This is a genomic window from Desulfobulbus rhabdoformis (assembly GCF_016919065.1).
Lineage (GTDB): Bacteria > Desulfobacterota > Desulfobulbia > Desulfobulbales > Desulfobulbaceae > Desulfobulbus > Desulfobulbus rhabdoformis.
Window position 1 is genome coordinate 1 of sequence record NZ_JAFFQA010000036.1, and the last position, 19219, is coordinate 19219.

Here is a 19219-nt window from a genome sequence, read left to right on the forward strand (position 1 = left end):
TCAGAGTATGACCGGAGGACCGGGGGGAAAAAACTCCGGGTGCGGGGTATGAAAGCCGTCAGCTTCGCAGCGGTCCTCAAGGCTATAGGTGTGAACATTCGCAGGGCTGCAGTGTTCCGTAAAAGAAGAAAAGGGCTCTGTACGCCCCTGAAAGGACCACATTGTGGGACCGCATGTGTTTTTTCACGTCTCAAAGAACATCTCATGCCAAAATTCTTAACAATTTTGACATGGCCGGGCAATATGTGCCCGATTGAATTTTTAAATCTTAAAATAGCCGCGTAAGGTTTTTACGAGGCCATCAATCTTGAATAATTGCTTTTTCTGCCAATCTCGCGGAGTCTAACGCTTACCTCGTCATGCTGAAAATTTTATCCTCGGAGGTAAGCGAAGGCTCCGATATCAGCTATATGCCTGCGGTAAAATTGTCAGCAATCCTTGACCTTGATTGAAAAATCTAATTATTCAAGACACCCCTGTTGAGTAAGTTGCAGTGGGGTGTCTCCTGAACTCGTCAGCATACATCGGTGCGTCAGGTGAAGCTGAATGGTAAAAACAGTTTTAATGGAATCCTTCTACATACAAAAGGATATGGTGGTGGGGCATCACCCGCCGTCATGGGGTCAGGTGGATGATCACTGTTGCCGAGGAAAAGGGAAAAGTGATCCGTAAAAAAAAGGATGATTGCCATGATCCGTCATCGTCCCTTAGCCGCTCTGGATATGAGCCGTATCTGTAGTTTTCCCCAAAACGAGGAAGAGCTCTTTTACTTTTTCCCCACGGCCCGGTATCCCTTGACGACAGAGCAGCTCTCCCCGGTTATAGCCGGGCGGACTGCCCCCACAGTTGTGGAGAATGGTGGCCAGGTGGTCGCTTTTGCCGATTTGTTTCATCTGAAACACAGTGACTATTACAACATCGGAAATGTTATAGTCGCTCCCGAGGCCAGGGGGCAGGGGATGGGACGCTATCTGATCGCTCAAATGATCAATATTGCTCGAAAAATGCCAGGGGCCAAGTGGTTGAGGGTCTCCTGCTTTAACAGCAACACGGCAGCCCTTCTTCTCTATACCGGGCTCGGCTTTGTACCCTATAGACTTGAAGAGCGTTTTGACTGGCAGGGAAATAGGGTGGCGCTGGTGCATCTTAGGAAGTTTTTTTCCTGAATCCAGCAGGACTTCGGTGGTACTCATCTTTTTGTAAGTTAGCGGAAGCTTGGCTTCTTGCATTTTACCTTCGTTATAGGATTAAAAATATAAAAGTGGAGAGGGGTATGGAAACAGCGATTCAAAAGCGAATTATAGATCTGCTCACCCCGGTTGCCCAGGGGGCTCAGGTGACAGATGTACGCATCGGCCTTGGCTATACCTGCGTGCAGCTGGATAATGGTCAGGCCGGGCTTGCCTGGACGGCAAAATCACATGCAGGCAGTTGCAGTCATCTGCCAACGGCCGGTACTCTGGCAGGACAACCAGCTCCAGCTTTACTGAGCCTGCTGGGTGGCCTGGGGCAGTCGCTTGCCAAGTCGGTGGGATTAGCTACGGCCAATGCTCTTGCGGCCGGGCTTGAGAGACCCACCGCAACGTCTACTGAGATTCTGGAACTCATAGATGTGCAGCCAGAGGAGCATGTGGCCATGGTGGGATTTTTTGGGCCTGTGGTACCACGACTTAAAAAGATTGGTTGCAGATTGGATATTATTGAACTTGATGCAAAGAAGGGAGGAACCTTGACACCTGAAGAGGGAAAGGCCTCGTTATCAACCTGTGATGTGGCGATTATTACCGCAACTTCTCTGGTCACCGGCACCATGGATGGTCTGCTCTCCGGGCTTGGCAATCCGCGGGCTGCCTTGCTGCTGGGGCCGTCTACCTTTATGCGACCGAAGGTCTATGCAGGAACCAAGGTGACCCATCTGGCGGGCTCCTGGGTACGGGAACCCGGACCGGTGGCGCAGATCGTTTCTGAAGGTGGTGGCACCAAAATTTTGAAAAAACATCTCGATTTCGCCACAATTATTATATAAGGGTGTCTTGAATAATTAGATTTTTCAATCAAGGCCAAGGATTGTGCAAAATTTTACCGCAGGCATATAACTGATATTCCGAGGATAAAATTTTAAGCATGACGCCGGGATTGGCAGAAAAAGCAATTATTCAAGATTCCCATAAGCCGCATAAAAGCGCCGCGTTTACCTAGCGCGGCGCTTCGCCCTCTCGATCAATCCGTAAACCTTTCCCCCACTGCTACCATGGATGTCCCCCTCAAACATAAGCGGTCAGGGGCGAGTACCAAAAAAAGACCGGCATCCTCCTATTTGTAAGCGATTGCGAGGTGCCGGAGATGCTAGCCATCGGTCTGTGCAGCGTACACCTGTACGTAAACAGGCCGATAACACCGCAGATTCGGTGCCCCGTGATCGCTTCCCTCAAACATCTCCATTCCAGAGAAAACCACAGGCCTGTTTGCCAATGACCTGGTCATTAAAAACCACCTGGGCCGGTTGCTGAACAATTCCATAACATACATGCAGGGGCAGCAGGTGTTCCTCGCGGGGGTGGCAGTAACGGGCATGGGGAGCCTGCTCCCAGTTCGCCAGCCGTTCTTCCCGCTCCAGGGGCTGTAGAGCCGGTGCCGTACAGGTATCTATCAGCCAATCATTAAAAGCCTCTGACCTGGTGTCATGGCCATCGGCTGAGGTCGCAAAAAATGCGCGCATGTTGTGAAAGGAAAATCCCGAACCGATGATCAGAATGGGCTCCTTGAGGAGAGGTGTCAGTGCTTTGCCAAGGTCAAGGTGTGCCTGTGCAGAGAGCCCGGTAAGCAGGGAGAGCTGCACGCAGGGGATGTCTGCCTGGGGATAGACCAGCTTCAATGGAACAAAGACGCCGTGATCAAGGCCGCGTTTTTCTTCAAGGACAGGGGCAAACCCCGCATCAGTGAGGAGATGCCCAATTGTTTGAGCAAGTACAGGGGCTCCCGGAGCAGGGTAGGTTATGGAATAGCTTTCTTCAGGAAAGCCGTAATAATCATAGAGAAGTTCCGGTTGTGCCGCTGCTGTGATATTTGGGTGCTCGGCCTCCCAATGAGCGCTGATGACAACAATGGCCTTGGGTTTACGTAATCTGGTTGCAAGCGAGCTGAGAAAGTGTACTAGCTGTTCATGTGTGGGCTCGCCTAACAGAGGAAGTGGGCCGCCACCATGTGGTATATAGAGTATTTGAGCCTTGGTTGAGGTTGGTCTCGTTTCCATGGAGTCCTCCGAACGGGGCCAGGGGAGAGTGCAATTCAGGGGGTAAAGAGGAAAAATAAGAGCTTCAGGCTTTCTTGGCAAGGCGGAGCAGTCAGAGTGGCTGGGCAGTAATGTATGAAAATGACATGATAACCCCTCTCATTTTCCCGAAGTTGACAGGGAAAAATCTCCCCTCTATAGTGTAACTAGCATTTTAATAGAGGGAGCATTTTTCCCGGTTACACCCAACCAGTTCGTTTCTTGTTACGCCCGGTTTTTTCTGTCTACCAATACATGCCAAAGGAAATGACATGCGCCTGAAGCCTCTTCTTCTCGCTCTTTTTCTCACTGCTCAAATCGTGCAGTGTTTGAGTGTGGACGATGCATTGGCCAAGGACAGGCTGCAAGCCATCCTGCGGAGTGGTGTGGTCCAAGTCTGTATCTGGCCGGATTATTACGGTATCAGTTTTCGTAACCCGAAAACCAATCAGCTTTCGGGAATCGATGTGGATATGGCCCATGAGTTGGCTCGTGATCTCGGGGAATCCGTGCAGGTGCGATTTGTTGACAGCTCTTTTGCGCGTTTTACTGGGGATCTCGCCGCCAATCGTTGTGATATAGCCATGTTCGCTATAGGGATAACCCCCCTGCGCAGAGAAAAATTGCGTTTTACCAGTCCCCACCTCCAAAGTGATGTTTACGCCATTACCACCCGCAGCAATCGCCGCGTGCAAAAATGGCAGGATATTGATCAACCGGGGATGGTTGTGGCTGTGGCCAAAGGGACGCTGCATGAGCCACTGATGCGTAAAAAGCTCAAACACGCCACCCTCAAAGTACTGAATACGCCCTTTGCCCGAGAGCAGGAAGTGGAATCGGGGCGGGCAGATGTTTTCATGACCGATTATCCCTACAGCCGCCGTATGCTTGCAAACTCGGACTGGGCCCGGCTGGTGGCCCCTGCAAGCACCTACCACATCACTCCCTATGGATATGCCCTTGCACCGGGGGATGAGCACTGGCTGCAAAGAGTAGAGCAGTTTGTCGCCCGCACGAAGAAAGATGGCCGCTTACTTGCCATCTGCAGCCGGTATCATCTGGCAGCCATGGCCCGGCTTGACTGAGCCTACAGGGATCCTGTGATTTTTCATCGCCTTCTCCGTCATCATCTTGTTTTTATATCCCTGTCTCTTCTCTCTGTTTTGGTGGTCTGTCTGAGCACCGCCTTTATTCTCGATCACCAACGACGTTCAACCATAGATGAAGGGCTTAAGCAGAGCGCATACCATGCGCGTAATTTCGAGGAACAGCTGACGCGCAATTTGGACAGTATTCAGCGCCTGGCGGACTTTATTGCCGCCGTAACCCCAGAAGAACATGGCGAACGGGCCAATGTCCTGTTTTCCCGCTTGCTTCGTCAAAATCCTTTTCTCCGTTCTCTTTCCACCATTGATCAGCAGGGACGCATTCTCAATAGCTCCAATAAACAGGCCATTGGTCGCAGGGTGGAGTTGATTGATTTTTACCCCCAACCCCATGGTACTCAGGAGACTGCTCTACGTATCGGCCGTCCCTGGCTTGGGCGTGATGTCGACCAGGGAGTTCCCATAGACAATGGTCAGCAAGTTTCGCTGCGTTCTCTGGGCTTTGTCCCCCTGCTTGTGCGCGGTCAATACAACGGGGAGCCAGTCCTTGTACTGGCAGCGCTCAACCCTGATTATTTTATCAACTATTACACACAGTGGCTGGATACGGGCATCGGCCTGGCCGAGGTGATCCGTTATGATCGGCTGCCCCTGTTTACCAGCGGGGAGTTTCTCTCCGGCACCCCGGATGCAGCAAGGGATCTTGGGAGTCGTCTGCAAAGTTCAGAGATCGGGCAGTACCGCAGTACTCAAAGCCAGCATGGCCCCATGCTCACGGCGTATCGCGCCTCGCGCCGTTTCCCGCTTTTGGTTGTGATTCATCTGTCCCAGGAACAGGTGCTTGCCAAGTGGCGTCAGGAAAGTGTGCAAACCGTGATTCTTGTGGGCATGACTCTGATGGTTCTGCTCTACCTGGCCTCAACCCTGCATCGACGGCAACAACGGTTGGCTTCCCGGCGCGAGGCCCAGCGGAGGCGCGAGTATGAGCAACTGGCAGCAACGGTTTTTGAAACTGTGCTCGAGGCGGTGATGGTGACCGATAGAGAACAGAACATTCTCACCGTTAATCCGGCTTTTACCCGTATAACCGGCTATGCAAAGGAAGAGTCTGTTGGTGCTGATTTGAGTTTGCTGGCCTCGGGCTACCAGCCTGAAGATTTTTCCCAGAAGATAGAGAACCTTCTCACAGGGCAAGGGCATTGGGAAGGTGAAGTGCGCAGCCGCCGTAAAAGTGGTGAAATTTTTGTAGCCTGGTTTTCCATTACCCAGGTACTGGGAGATCAGGGCCAGGTTCTGTATCTGGTCAGCGGGTTTTCAGATATTACCGAATATTGTGCTGAAGCGGATCGAATCTCTCACCTGGCGCATCATGACCTGCTCACCGGTCTGCCCAATCGTGCCCTGCTCAAGGATCGATTACGCCAAGGGGTGCGGCAGGCCCATCGTGAGCGGACTATTCTGGCCTTGCTGTTTTTTGATCTGGATCGATTTAAGCCCGTCAATGACAACCTGGGGCATCTGGTGGGGGACCTGCTGCTGCAGACCCTGTCCAGCCGTCTGCAGGAGATCCTGCGGGTTTCTGACACGCTGGCCCGGTTGGGCGGAGATGAGTTTGTTCTGGTGCTTCCCAACATCAAAAACAGCGAGGATGCCTTTAAAGTAGCAGAAAAAATCCGGAGCACTGTGGCGATACCCTTTACCCTTGAAGGACATTATATAGAAATCTCTGCCTCCATTGGTGTGGCCCTTTTTCCTGACCATGGGGTCGATGAGCTGAGTTTGATGCGTTGCGGTGATCAGGCCATGTACCAGGCCAAGGCCGCTGGTGGAAACCGGTATGCCATATACGAGCAGCAGATGAGCTGAGCTGTCCTACTCACCAACTGAAATGGAGGACGGTGGTTGACTGTGCTGCAGGATTTGCTAAAACGATGCTCTTGGTATATTCTTTTATTGGCTTACAAAATGGTCATTTGAGCCTTGGTTCGTGAGCCATCACCCGGAGTCAAGGATTCTGGTCAAGAGAAGGCGCTGCAAGCGCAGTCTCTTTGAGCTTTTTTGATGTTTCCCCCTCCTTTATGATACAGAAATGAGGTTGTATGCATTTTTTTTATCGATATTGCCTTGTCGTAGGTTTGCTCGCAGTTCTGCCTCCTGTCATCCCGGCCCAGGCGTCACCCCCCACCACGGTGAAGCAGGCAAAGTACCCTGAGGATGAGATTGTTCGCCGTCGAGCACTCATTAATGATCGGGTTCATAAAATTGAGCGTTCAGCACGGACCAGATCCGGTACAGTGGGGACCGCTCTTGTTCCTATTCCCAAGGCCATTGCCTTACGTGGTCGTTTGATAATTCGTGGTGGGAATACTTCGACTTTTTATGGAAAGGTTCGCCGTCAGATTGACTACACCATTAGCGAGCGTTTTTTAGGGAACCTGATCGTTACCCGCTATTACGATCGAAACAAAAAACAGTACAGCGACAGAAAAGACTATGCTATGGATACTCTCTCCATGGAGATTGATGCCTCCGATTTCAACGGAAAGATCTGCAGTAAATATGCGGGCTCCCCGCCTGCATGCACCAATTGGCTGAAACTTGATCTCTGGCAGATAGCAGATGGCGAAGAGTACCCCGGAAGAAAAAGCAATGTAGTCACTGCCAGCAGTGCTAAAAATAACGTAACCCTGCGCATTGATGGGCCGGATATTTTATTTGTGCCCTCCAAGGGGAAACAGTGGCTGAGGTCGGGCTGCGGGGATGCGGTGCAGAAACGATTTACCCGTGATGAATTTGAGCAGATGCTCAAGAAGAAAAAAATCACCTTGAAAAAGGTGCTGGGGAAAACACGTCCGAGCTGCGATCCCGGCTCAACGGTTTCATTGGAGATTACCCTGACCCCGTGAGCAACCATCCGTCGTCACAGGGACAGGCTGATAGCACCAACGTTCGGGAGGAACTATGGTCAGATATATTTTTCTCGGATTCAGGCTCATTGTCTTCGGGGGACTGGTATGCTGGAATCTGTCTGCGTGTCTGGCCGCGTCCCCCTCGTATAGCTGCAGTAAGGTTAAAGAAGGAAGCATTGAGGCGCTGGTTTGTGCCGATGAATCCCTGGCTGCATTGGATCGTCAATTGGCCGGTGTTTATGCGCAGGCAATTGCCCGCCTGGGGGAAGATAGATCGATGGAGTTACGCATCGAGCAGCGCGGGTGGATCCGCTCCCGGGATGCCTGTAGTAAAACAGCAGAGCCCCAACTCTGTGCGCTCAGGCAGTACAGCCAGCGTATTGCTGAGTTGCAGGCCACCTATCGTCTTGTGCCCATGACTGGCCCGGTGCTTTTTTTCTGTGAGGATCCGGCACGAACGAAACTATATGTCACCTATTACGCAACCGATCCGGCAACGATTATCGTCGAGCATCACAATCAGTTCACCCTGATGTACCTGGAGCCGGGAATGAGTGGGGCACGCTATGTGCGAAAGAGTCAAAGCTTCTGGGAACACCAGGGGGAAGCGCTGGTGAGTTGGGGCTTTGATCTGCCTGAGATTCAATGTCGAACACGCAGTCAAAAGAATGCGCGCTGAGTCGCGCAGGGGGCTGCGCTGTTGAAACCGACAGGGCTCGTGCCTTGCTTTTAACAAACCGGTCCCGGTCCTTATGAGGAGAGGTGCTCCAGCAGCAGAGCCGCTCTGGCTGAGCTTGCACCTTCAGCCTTTCTTGTGAGCACTCCAGTTTTTCGTCATCCGTTACGATCAAGACCAAGGAGGTAAGCCATGCTCTTTATCACCAACCGTTTTCCCAAAGGCTCCATTCAGACGCGGGTGGGGCGTAAATTTGATTTTGACCTGCGCAATAACGCGCCGAGTAACTCCATCTTTTTCTGCAGGCGTTCCCCTGACGGAAGCATCAGCGAAGTGGGCGGGCTCAACTTCATGACCGAGTTGAAAGATTCTTCCTACAGACAACTGTTGTTGTATATTCATGGCTTTTCCAACATGCCCGAGGACGTCTTTGCCGCCGCCGGAGAATTCCAGGAGCTGTGCGATAAAGTCAAAGACAAGGAGATTCTGGTGTTGCCGGTGATCTGGCCTTGCGATGGTGATGTCGGTATCGTCAAAGATTACTGGGACGATCAAAAATCAGCTGATGCCAGTGCCCCGGCCTTTTCAAGGGCCCTGTGTCGATTTATCGAGTGGCGCGAATCCAAACGCAACAATCCGGATTCCGCGCCCTGTTTGAAACGGATCAACATGCTCGCGCATTCCATGGGGAACCGGGTTCTGCGGGAGACCCTGGTCCATTGGAATACCTATGATCTCAAAAGCGGTGTGCCGCTGCTTTTCCGAAATACTTTTCTTGTGGCTGCAGATATAGAAAATGAATCTATTCATCGAGGGCAGAAGGGGCAGCTCATCTGTGATGCTTCACGCAACGTGGTCGTCTACTATGCCTCTGACGATCTGGCCCTGAGGTCAAGTAAGGCCGCTAATTTGAGAAATAAAATCGCCTCCCGCCGTCTGGGGCACTCCGGCCCGGAAGACATGCGGCAAACGCCACAGAATGTGTACATCGTTGACTGCGACGATGTGAACAACACCTACGATCTCAAAGGGCATTCCTATTTCCGCAGTGGTCGTACACCGGGGCAGCCGGGGGTGGTCTTTGCCCATATTTTTGACTGCATGCAAAAGGGTAGAGTCTTTCCAGAAGATCCTGAAAAGCGTACCACCATTTTGCGTGACTAAGTGGAGTACCCCCTAAAGGCCGCCTCTGTTAGAGGCGGCCTTTTCATTTCACCCACCGTCACGGATTTAGATCAATGATCAGCTGGTAACGGCATCCAGGCTACGGACACTGCCGGAGAGGAGCGTGCCAAGCTCCGAGGCAATCTCACGGGCACAACTGCTGGTGGTCTCGGCATGTTGCAGGACCTTCGCTGCGGCTGTGCTGACTTCAGTAATGCGAGTGGAGACCTCAAGGGTGTTCTCCCCGGCGGATCCTGTCAGCGCAACAATGGCGGTGCTGAACTGCCGTTGTTGCCCGATTGCCTGATCGATAATGGCGGTCACCCCGTGCAGGGCGTCGATATTGGTGCCGATGGCGTCAAAAGATTTGAGAAAGGCGTCACAGGTATGGTTTATTGCCTCGATTTTTCCCAGAATATCCCCCGTGGCCAGGGCGGTGTCCTGCGAGAGCTTTTTGACCTCCCCAGCCACCACCGCAAATCCGCGACCGTACTCACCAGCCTTAACCGCTTCAATGGTGGCGTTGAGTGCCAGTATTTTGGTCTGATCGGTTATGGCATGGACCGTTCCAATGATGGTGTCGATCTCGGTCACTGACCCATGCAGCTCCATCAGCTGCTGACGTGCCTGACCAATCTCCCCAACGATTGTCTCTACAGCTTTATTCTGGACACCGAGTTCTGTATGAATTTCTCCCACTGCCGTGTTGATTTGCAGGGAAGAATCGTTGACCTCGGTGGTCAGTCTGGCTGTATCATCAGCCAGCTCCGCAACGTTTGAGCTGGCCTCCTGGGTTTGTCCAGCCAGTGCCTGCATGGTGTGGGCAACCTGAGCCATGTCCGTTGACCGTTCGCTGAGTTCGCCAATGGTCTGAGTCATGGTTGTTGCCAGGTCCTTTATTTTTTGCTGATCCTCAGCCTTGCGCTGTTCCACGCGCTTGAGACGGAGCAGGGCCGTGCGAAAACGATCCATGGCATTGCAGAGCGAGCCTATCTGATCCCGTCGCCTTTTCCAGGGTATTTCGGGAAACTCTCCGGAGCTAAGGGCTTCGACGATGGAGGATAACCGGTTGATTGGTCGTTCAATAATGATGCGGGTGAGTATAGAGAGAGCGAGGATGTTGATGAGGACTGCGCTCAGCCCCGCATAGAGGCTTTGGTACTGCTGCCGTTCCATAGCCTGGTTCATTTTTTGTTCCTGCTGATTGATCCGGTCAACAAAGCTGAGAATTTGGGTGCGGCTCTGTTCTGCCTCCAGGCTCTTGTCTGTCACCAGTGCTGCGAGTTGCGCCACCTTTTTTTCATAAAACTGAATGCCGCTGCCCTCTTCAATAACTACCCTGATTATCTGTTCAAGTCGTTGCTGATCCTGGTGCGGATCCTGGCTGTGCAAGGTGAGTTGCTCCACGTTTTTGGTGAAGGTGCCAGCTTCGTCAAAGAGGCCGTGGGAGAGTTCTAATTTCTCATTCCGTAGACCAATAACAAATTTCCCTTTGGCCAGATCACGTTTTTGAGCCCGTTTGTAGAGGGAGCGATACTGCTCGCGGCCAACCAGAGTACGCCTGTTTTCCACTTTGAATTCTTGTTCAACCTGATCCAAAATGGCCAGGGTGGGGTTGTTGATAAACAGTTTGGGTAAATCCGTGAACTGTTTTTGCAATCCCACAATGGAGTCGCGCAGGCTTCTGTCTACGGTATCGCGAATTGTGAGCACCTCGCCCATCATGGCTTCCACCCGCTGGGTCGAACCATGGTTGATGTAAAGCAGAGCTGCAATGCAGGTATTGGAGGCAAGCGCCACCCCGAGGATGAGCTTGAGTCCAACGGTTAACCAGCCTGTTTTTTGGGGAGTGGCTGCTGTTGCCGCCTGCTGTTTTACTGCAAAAAAACGTGAGAGGAGCATGGTATTCATAGAGGATCAGACCGTCAGAGTAGTGGAGGGAGCGGGAGACATATCCTGAGATGCTTGCGTATCCAGGTGATGGATATACAGGCTTGATCCCTGCATGTCCTTTGCGTGGTGCTTGGCTATAGATGCTTCTTCGGAAAGGTCGATGGTGCAGAGCGATTCTGATGGAGTAACCAGGACCGCCCCCACGGAAAGAGTCATCTGACCGTACTGACGTTGTTGCCCTTCACGGTCGGTGGTGGTAATGACGCAGCCGATATGTCCGTTGTACAGGCCGCCGATACTCTGATCGAACTGGTCCAGAATACGTTCCACCGTGTCCTGCCAGTTGTGGGAGCGAAAGATGGCGACAAAGTCATCTCCGCCGATGTGTCCTATAAAATCGACCTGGTCATTGATGTTGGCCACCAACAGCTCCGAGAGAAAACGAATGACCTGATCCCCTCGGGCAAAGCCGAAAAAATCGTTAAATGGCTTGAAGTTATCCAGGTCAAAATAGCAGACGGTAAAGGGAATCTGTTGGCGAAAGAGTTTTTGTAACTGTTCCTGAATGGGGACATTGCCCGGGAGCATGGTCAGGGGGTTGGCGTGGCGGGCACGATTGATCTGCAGCTTGGTAATCTCATGGAGCATATCGATCAACCTGCCTTTGCCAGCCAGGCAGCAGCCATCTAAGATAATGAACTCCTCGGTGTGGATATCAAGGGACGTGGTGAGGCGATAACTGGCTTCTTCCAGGGGCAGGCGTTTATCAAACTGCATGACGTTGCGGTTGATGAAGCGAAGAATGGGTTGCTTGCCGTAGAGTTCCTTGCCATAGAGGCTGGCGTAGAGATTCATGAACTCACGCCGTATGACCAGGCCCAGAACCTCTGTTTCATGCACCACGACCACTGACTCGAGTTCTGGAGTCGAGGTGAACAGATCCCCAACCTCCAGCACCTTGGCACTTGCTGGCACCGAGACTGCAGGCTTGATGAGGGATTCCACCGCCAGGGAGTCATCTTCCTCGTAGCTGCGCATCTCTTTACGAAACAGTTTGGAGGCAATGGTTATTGGCGGGACTGCAGTTGGTCTGCAGAAATAATATCCCTGCAGCATCTCCACACCGATTTTTCTGAGCGTGGCATACTCGCGTTCGGTTTCAACCCCCTCGGTGATTACACGGCAACCCAAGGCGGTTGCCGTTTTGAGGATTGTGGTGACAAACTGTTGTTTGGTGCGGTCCTGATCCACTCCCTGAATAAAATGGCGATCGATTTTGACAATATCCGGGCGGAGTTCAGACCAGAGCTTCAGCCCTGAATAGCCAGCCCCAAGATCATCCAAGGCGACCCGAAACCCCATCTCCCGATAATGGTGCATGGCCTGTTGCATGAGATTGACATCTTCCACCGGGTGGGTTTCGGTTAATTCGATGATCAGCTGGCTGGGGTTGAGTCCCGCATGCTCGATGAAATCAAGGGTTAACCCCTCCTGAAAATGTTCATGCACCAGGCTGTAGGGATCAACATTGATAAACAGACGGCCGGGGAGACCTAACTGGGCAAAACGATTGATGACTGATCGACGGCACATCAGGTCGAGCTCGGCCAGGCGACCGGCGCGGGTGGCAGCTTCAAAAAGACGGGTAGGGGAGTATAAAACCGTATTGACCGGTCCTCGAATCAGCCCTTCGTAGCCGTAAATCTGCCGTGTCTGGAGGTGAACAATCGGCTGGAAATGTATTTGAATATTGTGTTGCTCGATGACGCCATGCAACAGTGTTTCTGTTCGAGTTTCCATCTGCTCCGGGGGGCTGAAATGAATAGCTCCTTCGCCTGAAGGGCTTGGCAGCGTTATGCTTCAGAGTATTTCTCTGACTTTTTCTGCCTTGTACCGGAGGATTGTTGGAATTGTATTAGCGTTGGGTATGAGGATTGTTCGGCGGAGCGATGGAAGTGAAAAATACGCACGAAAAGACAGGGCGCTACTGAGGAGAATTTTTTCCCAGAAGTTGTTGGATTGTTGTTAGGGCATCGAGGTAATCGTAGCCTTCAATGTGATGCCTGAGGCGCACAATGTGATCGGGGCAGAAGGCAGCAAGAAGCTCGTATTGTTTCTCAAAAAGATCGTTGGCTGCCGAATCCTCTATGCGCAGGAGTGCTTCCAGTTGTTGGAGGATTTCCCGGCCTTTATTGGCATCGAGGTCCGTGGTCCTTTCCTGGCTGCCAGTCAACGGCGCAAGGGGTTTTATCTGCTCGCAGAATTGTGCGAGCTGCCCATGAAGTGCGGCAAGGCTGCTTTGGACCTGGGCCACATCCTGCTGACCCTGGGCCTGACGTTCGATAGCCGCGGCCAGTTCCCCAAGCCTCCAGGCGCCCAGGGTACTGGCCGCGCCTTTGAGGGCATGGGCCTGCTCGCGAACCCCCGGCCAGTCGTGCAGTTGAACCAGGGTGTCGAGGAGAGAGGTGTCTTGGCCATGTCGATCGACAAACTGGAGCAACAGGCGGAGGTAGCCTGGCTCATCACCAAGCAGCAGGCGCAGACCGGCTTCCACGTCCAGGTCGGTGATGGTGTCCAGCTGATGGCGTATTGGCTGTGCCGCCCCTTCCGGCGGAGGCGTACTTTGCTTGTGCACCACTGGCTCATGGGCATCAAGCTTCTGGGGGGGCAGCCATTTGCACAACAGGTCCTGCAGTTTTTCCGGCTCAATGGGCTTTGCTATATGGTCGTTCATGCCCGCCTGGAGGCACAGCTCACGGTCTTCGCTGAAGGCGTTTGCCGTCATGGCGAGAATGGGCAGCGTCTCTTTTCCCGGTAAGCGTCGTATCGATCGAGTCGCGGCCAGCCCGTCCATGATCGGCATCTGAATATCCATGAAGACAAGATCAAAAGAATTCTGTTGCACAACGGCGACCGCATCAGCGCCGTTATTCACAACGGTGACATTAAGATCCAGAGATTCCAGAAGCATCTGTGCAACTTCCTGGTTGACGAAGTTGTCTTCAACCAGAAGAACCTTGGCATTTTTTTTAAATCCAGCGACCTTCAAGTCTTCCGGGGGCGGCGAAGGCTCATGATCCTGTGGCGGCATGACTTCCATCAGCATGTTAAACAGGTGGGAAGCGGTGATTGGTTTGGCAAGGATCCGGCTGATTCCCATTTTCTGGATTGATTGCAGAGGAGGGACTTCCGTAAAGGCACTCATCAGCAGGAGCACAGGCTGGGTGTTGAGGCCAAGGTCAGCAAGCTGCCTGACAAGGTCAATACCATCAGCCTGGCCGAGTTGCCAGTCAACCAGAACAAGGGCATAAGGCGTTCCCTGAGCATCAGCCTGGCCGATCTTTTCAATCCCTTCTGCACTGCTTGCCGCGCATTGCACCTCCATGCCGATTTCTTTCAGCATGGCCTCGAGAATTTCTCGATCTTCAGGCGTATCGTCAATGACCAGCACCGGTGTCCCCTTAAGGATGACGGAGCCGTTTTTTTCCTGTGGCAGTTTGCTGGAAGGGGCAAAGGGGAGGTCGAACCAGAAGGTTGTGCCTCGACCGGCCTTACTGGTAACTCCGATTGTGCCTCCCATAAGTTCAACCAGTTGCTGACTAATGGCCAGTCCCAGACCGGTTCCGCCAAACTGTCTGGTGGTGGAGCTGTCGGCCTGTTCAAAAGCATTGAAAATACGCTTGAGCTGAGCTTCATCCATACCGATTCCGGTATCAATAATCTCAAAGCGAAGGGTGAGGCTGGCACCGCTGCTCCCAAGGAGGGAGGCTCTGATCACAACCTTACCTCTTTGGGTAAATTTAACAGCATTGCCAGCCAGGTTCAGCAGAATCTGTCCCAGGCGAGAGCCATCTCCCCGGACCATGGAAGGGAGCTGTTTGTGCTCTACTTCAAGTGCAATGTTTTTGTCCTGGGCCTTGTCAGAGAGGATAAGGTAGACTTGATCTATCGCCTGGGCCGGCGAAAAATCGACGACCTCTAGATTCATTTTGTTCGCCTCTATTTTGGAGAGATCCAAAATATCATTAATAATATTGAGGAGATGACGTGAGGCCTCAGCAAGTTTATCCAATTGGTGGAGCTGTTGCTTGGAGAGCGGGTCGCTCTTAATCAGATGAGCAAAGCCGATGATTGCATTCATGGGGGTGCGGATCTCATGGCTCATGTTGGCAAGAAATTCGGATTTTGCCCGGGTCGCGGCCTCGGCCTCTTCTTTGGCACAGCGTAGTCGTTCCGCTGCGTTTCGTTCTTCGGTGACGTCATCGATCATGCCGACCAGTCCTTTGGAGATATCGGTCGAATCCCAGGCGCGGGCATTCATTCGCGCCCAGAAAACTGTGCCATCGCAGCGGCAGAGCTGACGTTCAGAGTAATGTTTCCCGGTGGTTGTCAGTTCATTGGCAACCTGGAGCCCGATCGCCTGGAACTCTTCTTCGGTTCGATACCACTCGCGGGTTGTGGTGCCTACCATTTCTCCGGGCTGATGGCGAAATATTTTTTCCAGTTTTCGGTTGCAACGGAGAATCTTCCGATCCCGGATAAAGGCGATGCCTGAGGCCGCGGCATTGAAGATCGCCTCCTGTTCCTCTGCTGCAGCTCGTAAATTTGTTTCAAGTTGTTTCCGGGCTGTAATATCCGTATGGATGCCAATGGCTCGGGTGGGCCGTCCTGTTTCGTCTCGGGATACCACCTTGCTGCGGCTTAAAATCCAGACGATTGAGCCATCCTTGGCAATCATCCTATTCTCTAACTCCAGATACCCTTTGTCAAAGAGCTCCCGCCAAATGGCCTCTTCGACCATGGAGATATCGTCCGGATGCACCAAGTTCCTGGCGCTAGAAATATTTTCTTGTGGCAGTTCACCGGGTTCATAGCCAAGCATACGGTAGTAGGCATCATTATAATAGGTTGTATTGGTGCGAATATCCCAATCCCAGAGCCCATCGTTGGTAGCTTCCAAGGCCAGGGAGTAGCGCTCTTCGCTGAGACGCAGCTTTTCATTGACGCTGTCCAGTTCAATCGTCCGTTCCTGGACGAGCTCCTCAAGATGGGCAAGGACGTCTGTTTTTGCCTGATTCGCTGCCTTTGCCTCTGCCAGCGCGTTTTCCAGAGCCGTTTGCTGCTCTTTCAAGGCGGTGATATCGCGGAGGATGCCGACCGCATGCCACTTATTGTTGAGTTGAACCGATGACAGAGAGAGGGAGATCGTGATTTCGTGCCCGTCCTTACGCAGGGCCGAGAGTTCCACGTTTTTGCCGATAGCCTGGCCCTTCCCTTTTTCGAGGAAATGGTCAAGATTACGCTGATACTCAGGATGAAACCGTTCAGGTGCAAGGAGCAGGTGCAGGTTCTTGCCCAAAGCCTCACCAGCCGTATACCCCAGCATCCGTTCCGCCGCAGGGTTCCAGTAGGAGAGGTTCCCCTCATTATTCATCATGAGGATGGCGTCCAGCGCCGAATCGGTAATGGCTTTGAGTCGTTTTTGGCTTTCCTCCAGTTGGCGCTGACGCCTCTTGAGTTCAGTAATGTCATGCCAGACCGCAGAGATCAGTTTTCTTCCCTGGAGAGAGAGCGGGCGCAGGGTCAAGGCGACATCGCGGCAGGATCCGTCTTTATGCAGGTGTTTGGTTTCAAAGGATACGGCTTCTCCCTGGAGTGTGCGTTCCAGCTGTGCTTCAACCTGTTCAGGGGAATGCTCGTTTTGAATATCCTGGACTGTGAGTCGAGCAAATTCAGCGGCAGTGTACCCCAGGCTTGTATGGGCGACCTTGTTAAAATCGACGAACCGATGGCTTTGGAGATCAATAAGTAGAATGGAGTCCTTAGTTTGAGCAAACATGGAGGTGATGAGTTCATCTTTGATCATCATCGCCTCCTTTGTGCAGCGTCGTTCAGCTATTTCAGCTAAACGATGGACAATGGCATTCGCAAGATCCCTTTCTTCCGCGAGAAAAGGAGATATTGTTTCTGAGGTGGGAACATCCTGACTGTTTATTGCCAGATTGAGAATATCTCCTTGACTGGTGGCCGCTTCCACCCAAAGCATGGTGGGCGATTCCTTGAAATCAGGTGTTCTGTACACATCCTTATTGAAGGTAATTCGGGCTGAGGTCTGCTCAGGATGCTCCCATCCCTGGGGGATCAGTTCCACGACCTGTTGCAGTTGGTCGGCAAATGGCGCGTGCAAATCCTCGGTCAGCGCAAAGATCTGATACCAGCATTGTTGTTCTTTGACCCTGTTTTGCAGGGATCGCTGTTCCCGGCGGCGTTCGGTAATATCGCGGCCTATTCCCAGAATACCAATTGGTTCCCCTGCCTCATTTTTCAGCGGGTTTTTGATGGCTTCAAAGAGCCCCTGTTGCCTGCCATCGGCAAATTCAAGCCATTCTTCATTGATTCTCGGTTGTCCTGCGGCGAGTGCTTCCTGATCGTTGAGGCGAAAAAAATCAGCCTGCTCTCTGGAGAAGAAATCATAGTCGGTTTTGCCGATGATATCGTCGTGCTGTGCACCCAAAAAACGTTCAAAAATAGAATTGCAGACCAGATATTTTCCCTGGAGATCCTTGACCCAGAGGAGGTCGGGAACTGCTTGAAACAGGGCCTGGAGTTTTGCTCGTTCCTGTTGCAGGTGCTCGGTGGTCTGCCGCAGGGCAGTGATATCATTTATTGCTACAAGCACGCAGGGTTTGTTCTTGTAGGTAATGCGACTGCTGGAAAGAAGGCCATGAAAAACATGTCCTTTGGTATTGGTGAACATGAGCTCATAGTCATAGATCGTTCCTTCCTGCTCAAGGAGCCTGAGAACCTCTTTTCGATCGTTGGGATCGCAGTACAGGTTGAGCGATGGGGTCCCCAGGAGTTCATGTCGGTCATGATCAAACTGCTTTTCCGCACGGGTATTGACATAGTAAAAGAGCCCGTCCTCAAGTCCTGTGATAAAGAGAGGAAAAGGGGCCTGCTCAAGAATCTGATCAATGGCTGAACTTTCCTGGTCTATCATCCCATCTTTCGTATCGGGCAAAGGGCGCTTCATGCATCAGTCCTCTATCGGGGCGTCGGTGAGTCGCTCTTTTATTTGTATGAAACTCTGGAGCTCCGCTTGAAAAGCATCGACTACAGCGGGGTCGAAATGTTTGCCGCGTTGCTCAAATATGAGCTTCGTCGCCTCCTCTATACTCCATGCTCGTTTATAGACGCGTGGCGTAGTCAGTGCATCAAAAACATCCGCAAGCGCCATCAATCGCGCAGAGATCGGTATTTGTTCCCCGGCCAGGCCAAAGGGATAACCACTGCCATCCCATTTTTCGTGGTGATAGAGGGCAATCTCCTTGGCCACCTCCAAAAAGAGCAGAGATTCGGGTTTGTTTTCCTGGGAAGAGGTGTTGTACAGAGGCAGGGTCGCTGCAATAGCGCGTTCAATGGCATTACCGCCAACCTGGCAATGCCCCTGCATGCGGGACCATTCTTCAGGGGTGAGTTTTCCAGGTTTGAGCAGGACGTCATCCGGAATACCTATTTTACCTATATCGTGCAGGGGAGCCGCCTTGACGATACGTTGCAGGGTGTTTTCCTCCAGGTGGACGGCAAATTTGGGAAGTGATTGCAGATGACGTGCCAGGGTCTCCACATAGGACTGGGTCCGGGCAATGTGGCTCCCCAGATCGGAGTCCCTGGTCTCTGCCAGTTGGGCCATGGCAGCCAGGCTCACATCCTGAATCATGAGGTTATCGCGCATGCGGCGTTGTACCTCTGACTCAAGCCAGGTGTTCTGACTTTTCAGCCTGTCACGGGCCTGTTTCACCTCAATATGGACCTGCACACGCGAGAGCACCACCGTTGGTTTTATTGGCTTGGTGATGTAGTCGACCGCTCCTTGTTGCAGACCGTGTTCCTCATCAACGGTATCATCTAAAGCTGTGACGAAAATAACCGGAATCTCTGCAGTTGAGCTCTGCTGGCGGAGATTGTTCAACACGGCAAAACCGTCCATGCCCGGCATCATCACGTCCAGAAGTATCAGATCTGGGCGGGGATCGCGGGCAGCGGCTTCAAGGGCCTGCGGTCCTGACTTACAGACCCGCACCGTGTACAAGGGGCGAAGCAGCGTGGAGAGGACCGTGAGGTTTGCGGGTTCGTCATCGACAATGAGAATGATGGGCGCGGTCATAAACGACAATCCTTAGCTGGGCGGCAAGAGAAG

General features: G+C 52.4%; 12 protein-coding genes. 7 read left to right on the forward strand and 5 right to left on the reverse strand.

Annotation, left to right across the window (positions count from 1 at the left end; genetic code table 11):
- Positions 1-689 precede the first annotated feature (689 nt).
- Together JWJ90_RS16735 and JWJ90_RS16740 are read left to right on the forward strand one after the other, a co-directional pair.
- Positions 690-1166: a GNAT family N-acetyltransferase gene (locus JWJ90_RS16735; RefSeq protein ID WP_205228360.1), complete on the forward strand. Its 477-nt coding sequence runs from the start codon at positions 690-692 to the stop codon at positions 1164-1166.
- A gap of 107 nt (positions 1167-1273) precedes the next feature.
- Positions 1274-2026, forward strand: a complete 753-nt coding sequence (locus JWJ90_RS16740; RefSeq protein ID WP_205228361.1) for a DUF364 domain-containing protein — start codon at positions 1274-1276, stop codon at positions 2024-2026.
- A 402-nt stretch (positions 2027-2428) separates the two neighbouring features.
- Here the strand turns inward: JWJ90_RS16740 and JWJ90_RS16745 are convergent, their stop codons facing one another.
- A complete protein-coding gene (locus tag JWJ90_RS16745; protein WP_205228362.1) occupies positions 2429-3253 on the reverse strand; it encodes a DODA-type extradiol aromatic ring-opening family dioxygenase in 825 nt (274 codons plus the stop codon).
- Between the two features lie 290 nt (positions 3254-3543).
- Here JWJ90_RS16745 and JWJ90_RS16750 point away from each other — a divergent pair, with 290 nt between their 5' ends.
- From JWJ90_RS16750 to JWJ90_RS16770, 5 genes are all read left to right on the forward strand, one after another.
- Entirely contained in the window at positions 3544-4356 is an 813-nt protein-coding gene (locus JWJ90_RS16750; RefSeq protein WP_205228363.1) for a substrate-binding periplasmic protein, read from the forward strand.
- A gap of 15 nt (positions 4357-4371) precedes the next feature.
- Entirely contained in the window at positions 4372-6243 is a 1872-nt protein-coding gene (locus JWJ90_RS23750) for a diguanylate cyclase domain-containing protein (RefSeq protein ID WP_205228364.1), read from the forward strand.
- Between the two features lie 233 nt (positions 6244-6476).
- On the forward strand, positions 6477-7283 hold the full coding sequence (locus JWJ90_RS16760) for a hypothetical protein (RefSeq protein WP_205228365.1): 807 nt from the start codon (positions 6477-6479) through the stop codon (positions 7281-7283).
- 55 nt (positions 7284-7338) lie between these two features.
- Complete coding sequence (locus tag JWJ90_RS16765) at positions 7339-7965, forward strand: MliC family protein (protein WP_205228366.1); 627 nt, start codon at positions 7339-7341, stop codon at positions 7963-7965.
- A gap of 189 nt (positions 7966-8154) precedes the next feature.
- Positions 8155-9126 (forward strand): alpha/beta hydrolase, encoded by a 972-nt coding sequence (locus JWJ90_RS16770; protein ID WP_205228367.1) that lies wholly within the window; start codon positions 8155-8157, stop codon positions 9124-9126.
- 78 nt (positions 9127-9204) lie between these two features.
- Here JWJ90_RS16770 and JWJ90_RS16775 read toward each other — a convergent pair whose 3' ends face one another.
- From JWJ90_RS16775 to JWJ90_RS16790, 4 genes are all read right to left on the reverse strand, one after another.
- Positions 9205-11037 carry a methyl-accepting chemotaxis protein gene (locus tag JWJ90_RS16775; RefSeq protein ID WP_205228368.1) on the reverse strand — a complete coding sequence of 611 codons (1833 nt, stop codon included), beginning with the start codon at positions 11035-11037 and terminating at the stop codon, positions 9205-9207.
- A gap of 6 nt (positions 11038-11043) precedes the next feature.
- Positions 11044-12819 (reverse strand): GGDEF domain-containing protein, encoded by a 1776-nt coding sequence (locus JWJ90_RS16780; RefSeq protein WP_205228369.1) that lies wholly within the window; start codon positions 12817-12819, stop codon positions 11044-11046.
- Between the two features lie 184 nt (positions 12820-13003).
- Positions 13004-18052, reverse strand: coding sequence for a PAS domain S-box protein (locus JWJ90_RS16785; protein ID WP_205228370.1), 5049 nt, complete (start codon positions 18050-18052; stop codon positions 13004-13006).
- A 3-nt stretch (positions 18053-18055) separates the two neighbouring features.
- A complete protein-coding gene (locus JWJ90_RS16790; RefSeq protein WP_205228371.1) occupies positions 18056-19186 on the reverse strand; it encodes an HD domain-containing phosphohydrolase in 1131 nt (376 codons plus the stop codon).
- Positions 19187-19219 lie beyond the last annotated feature (33 nt).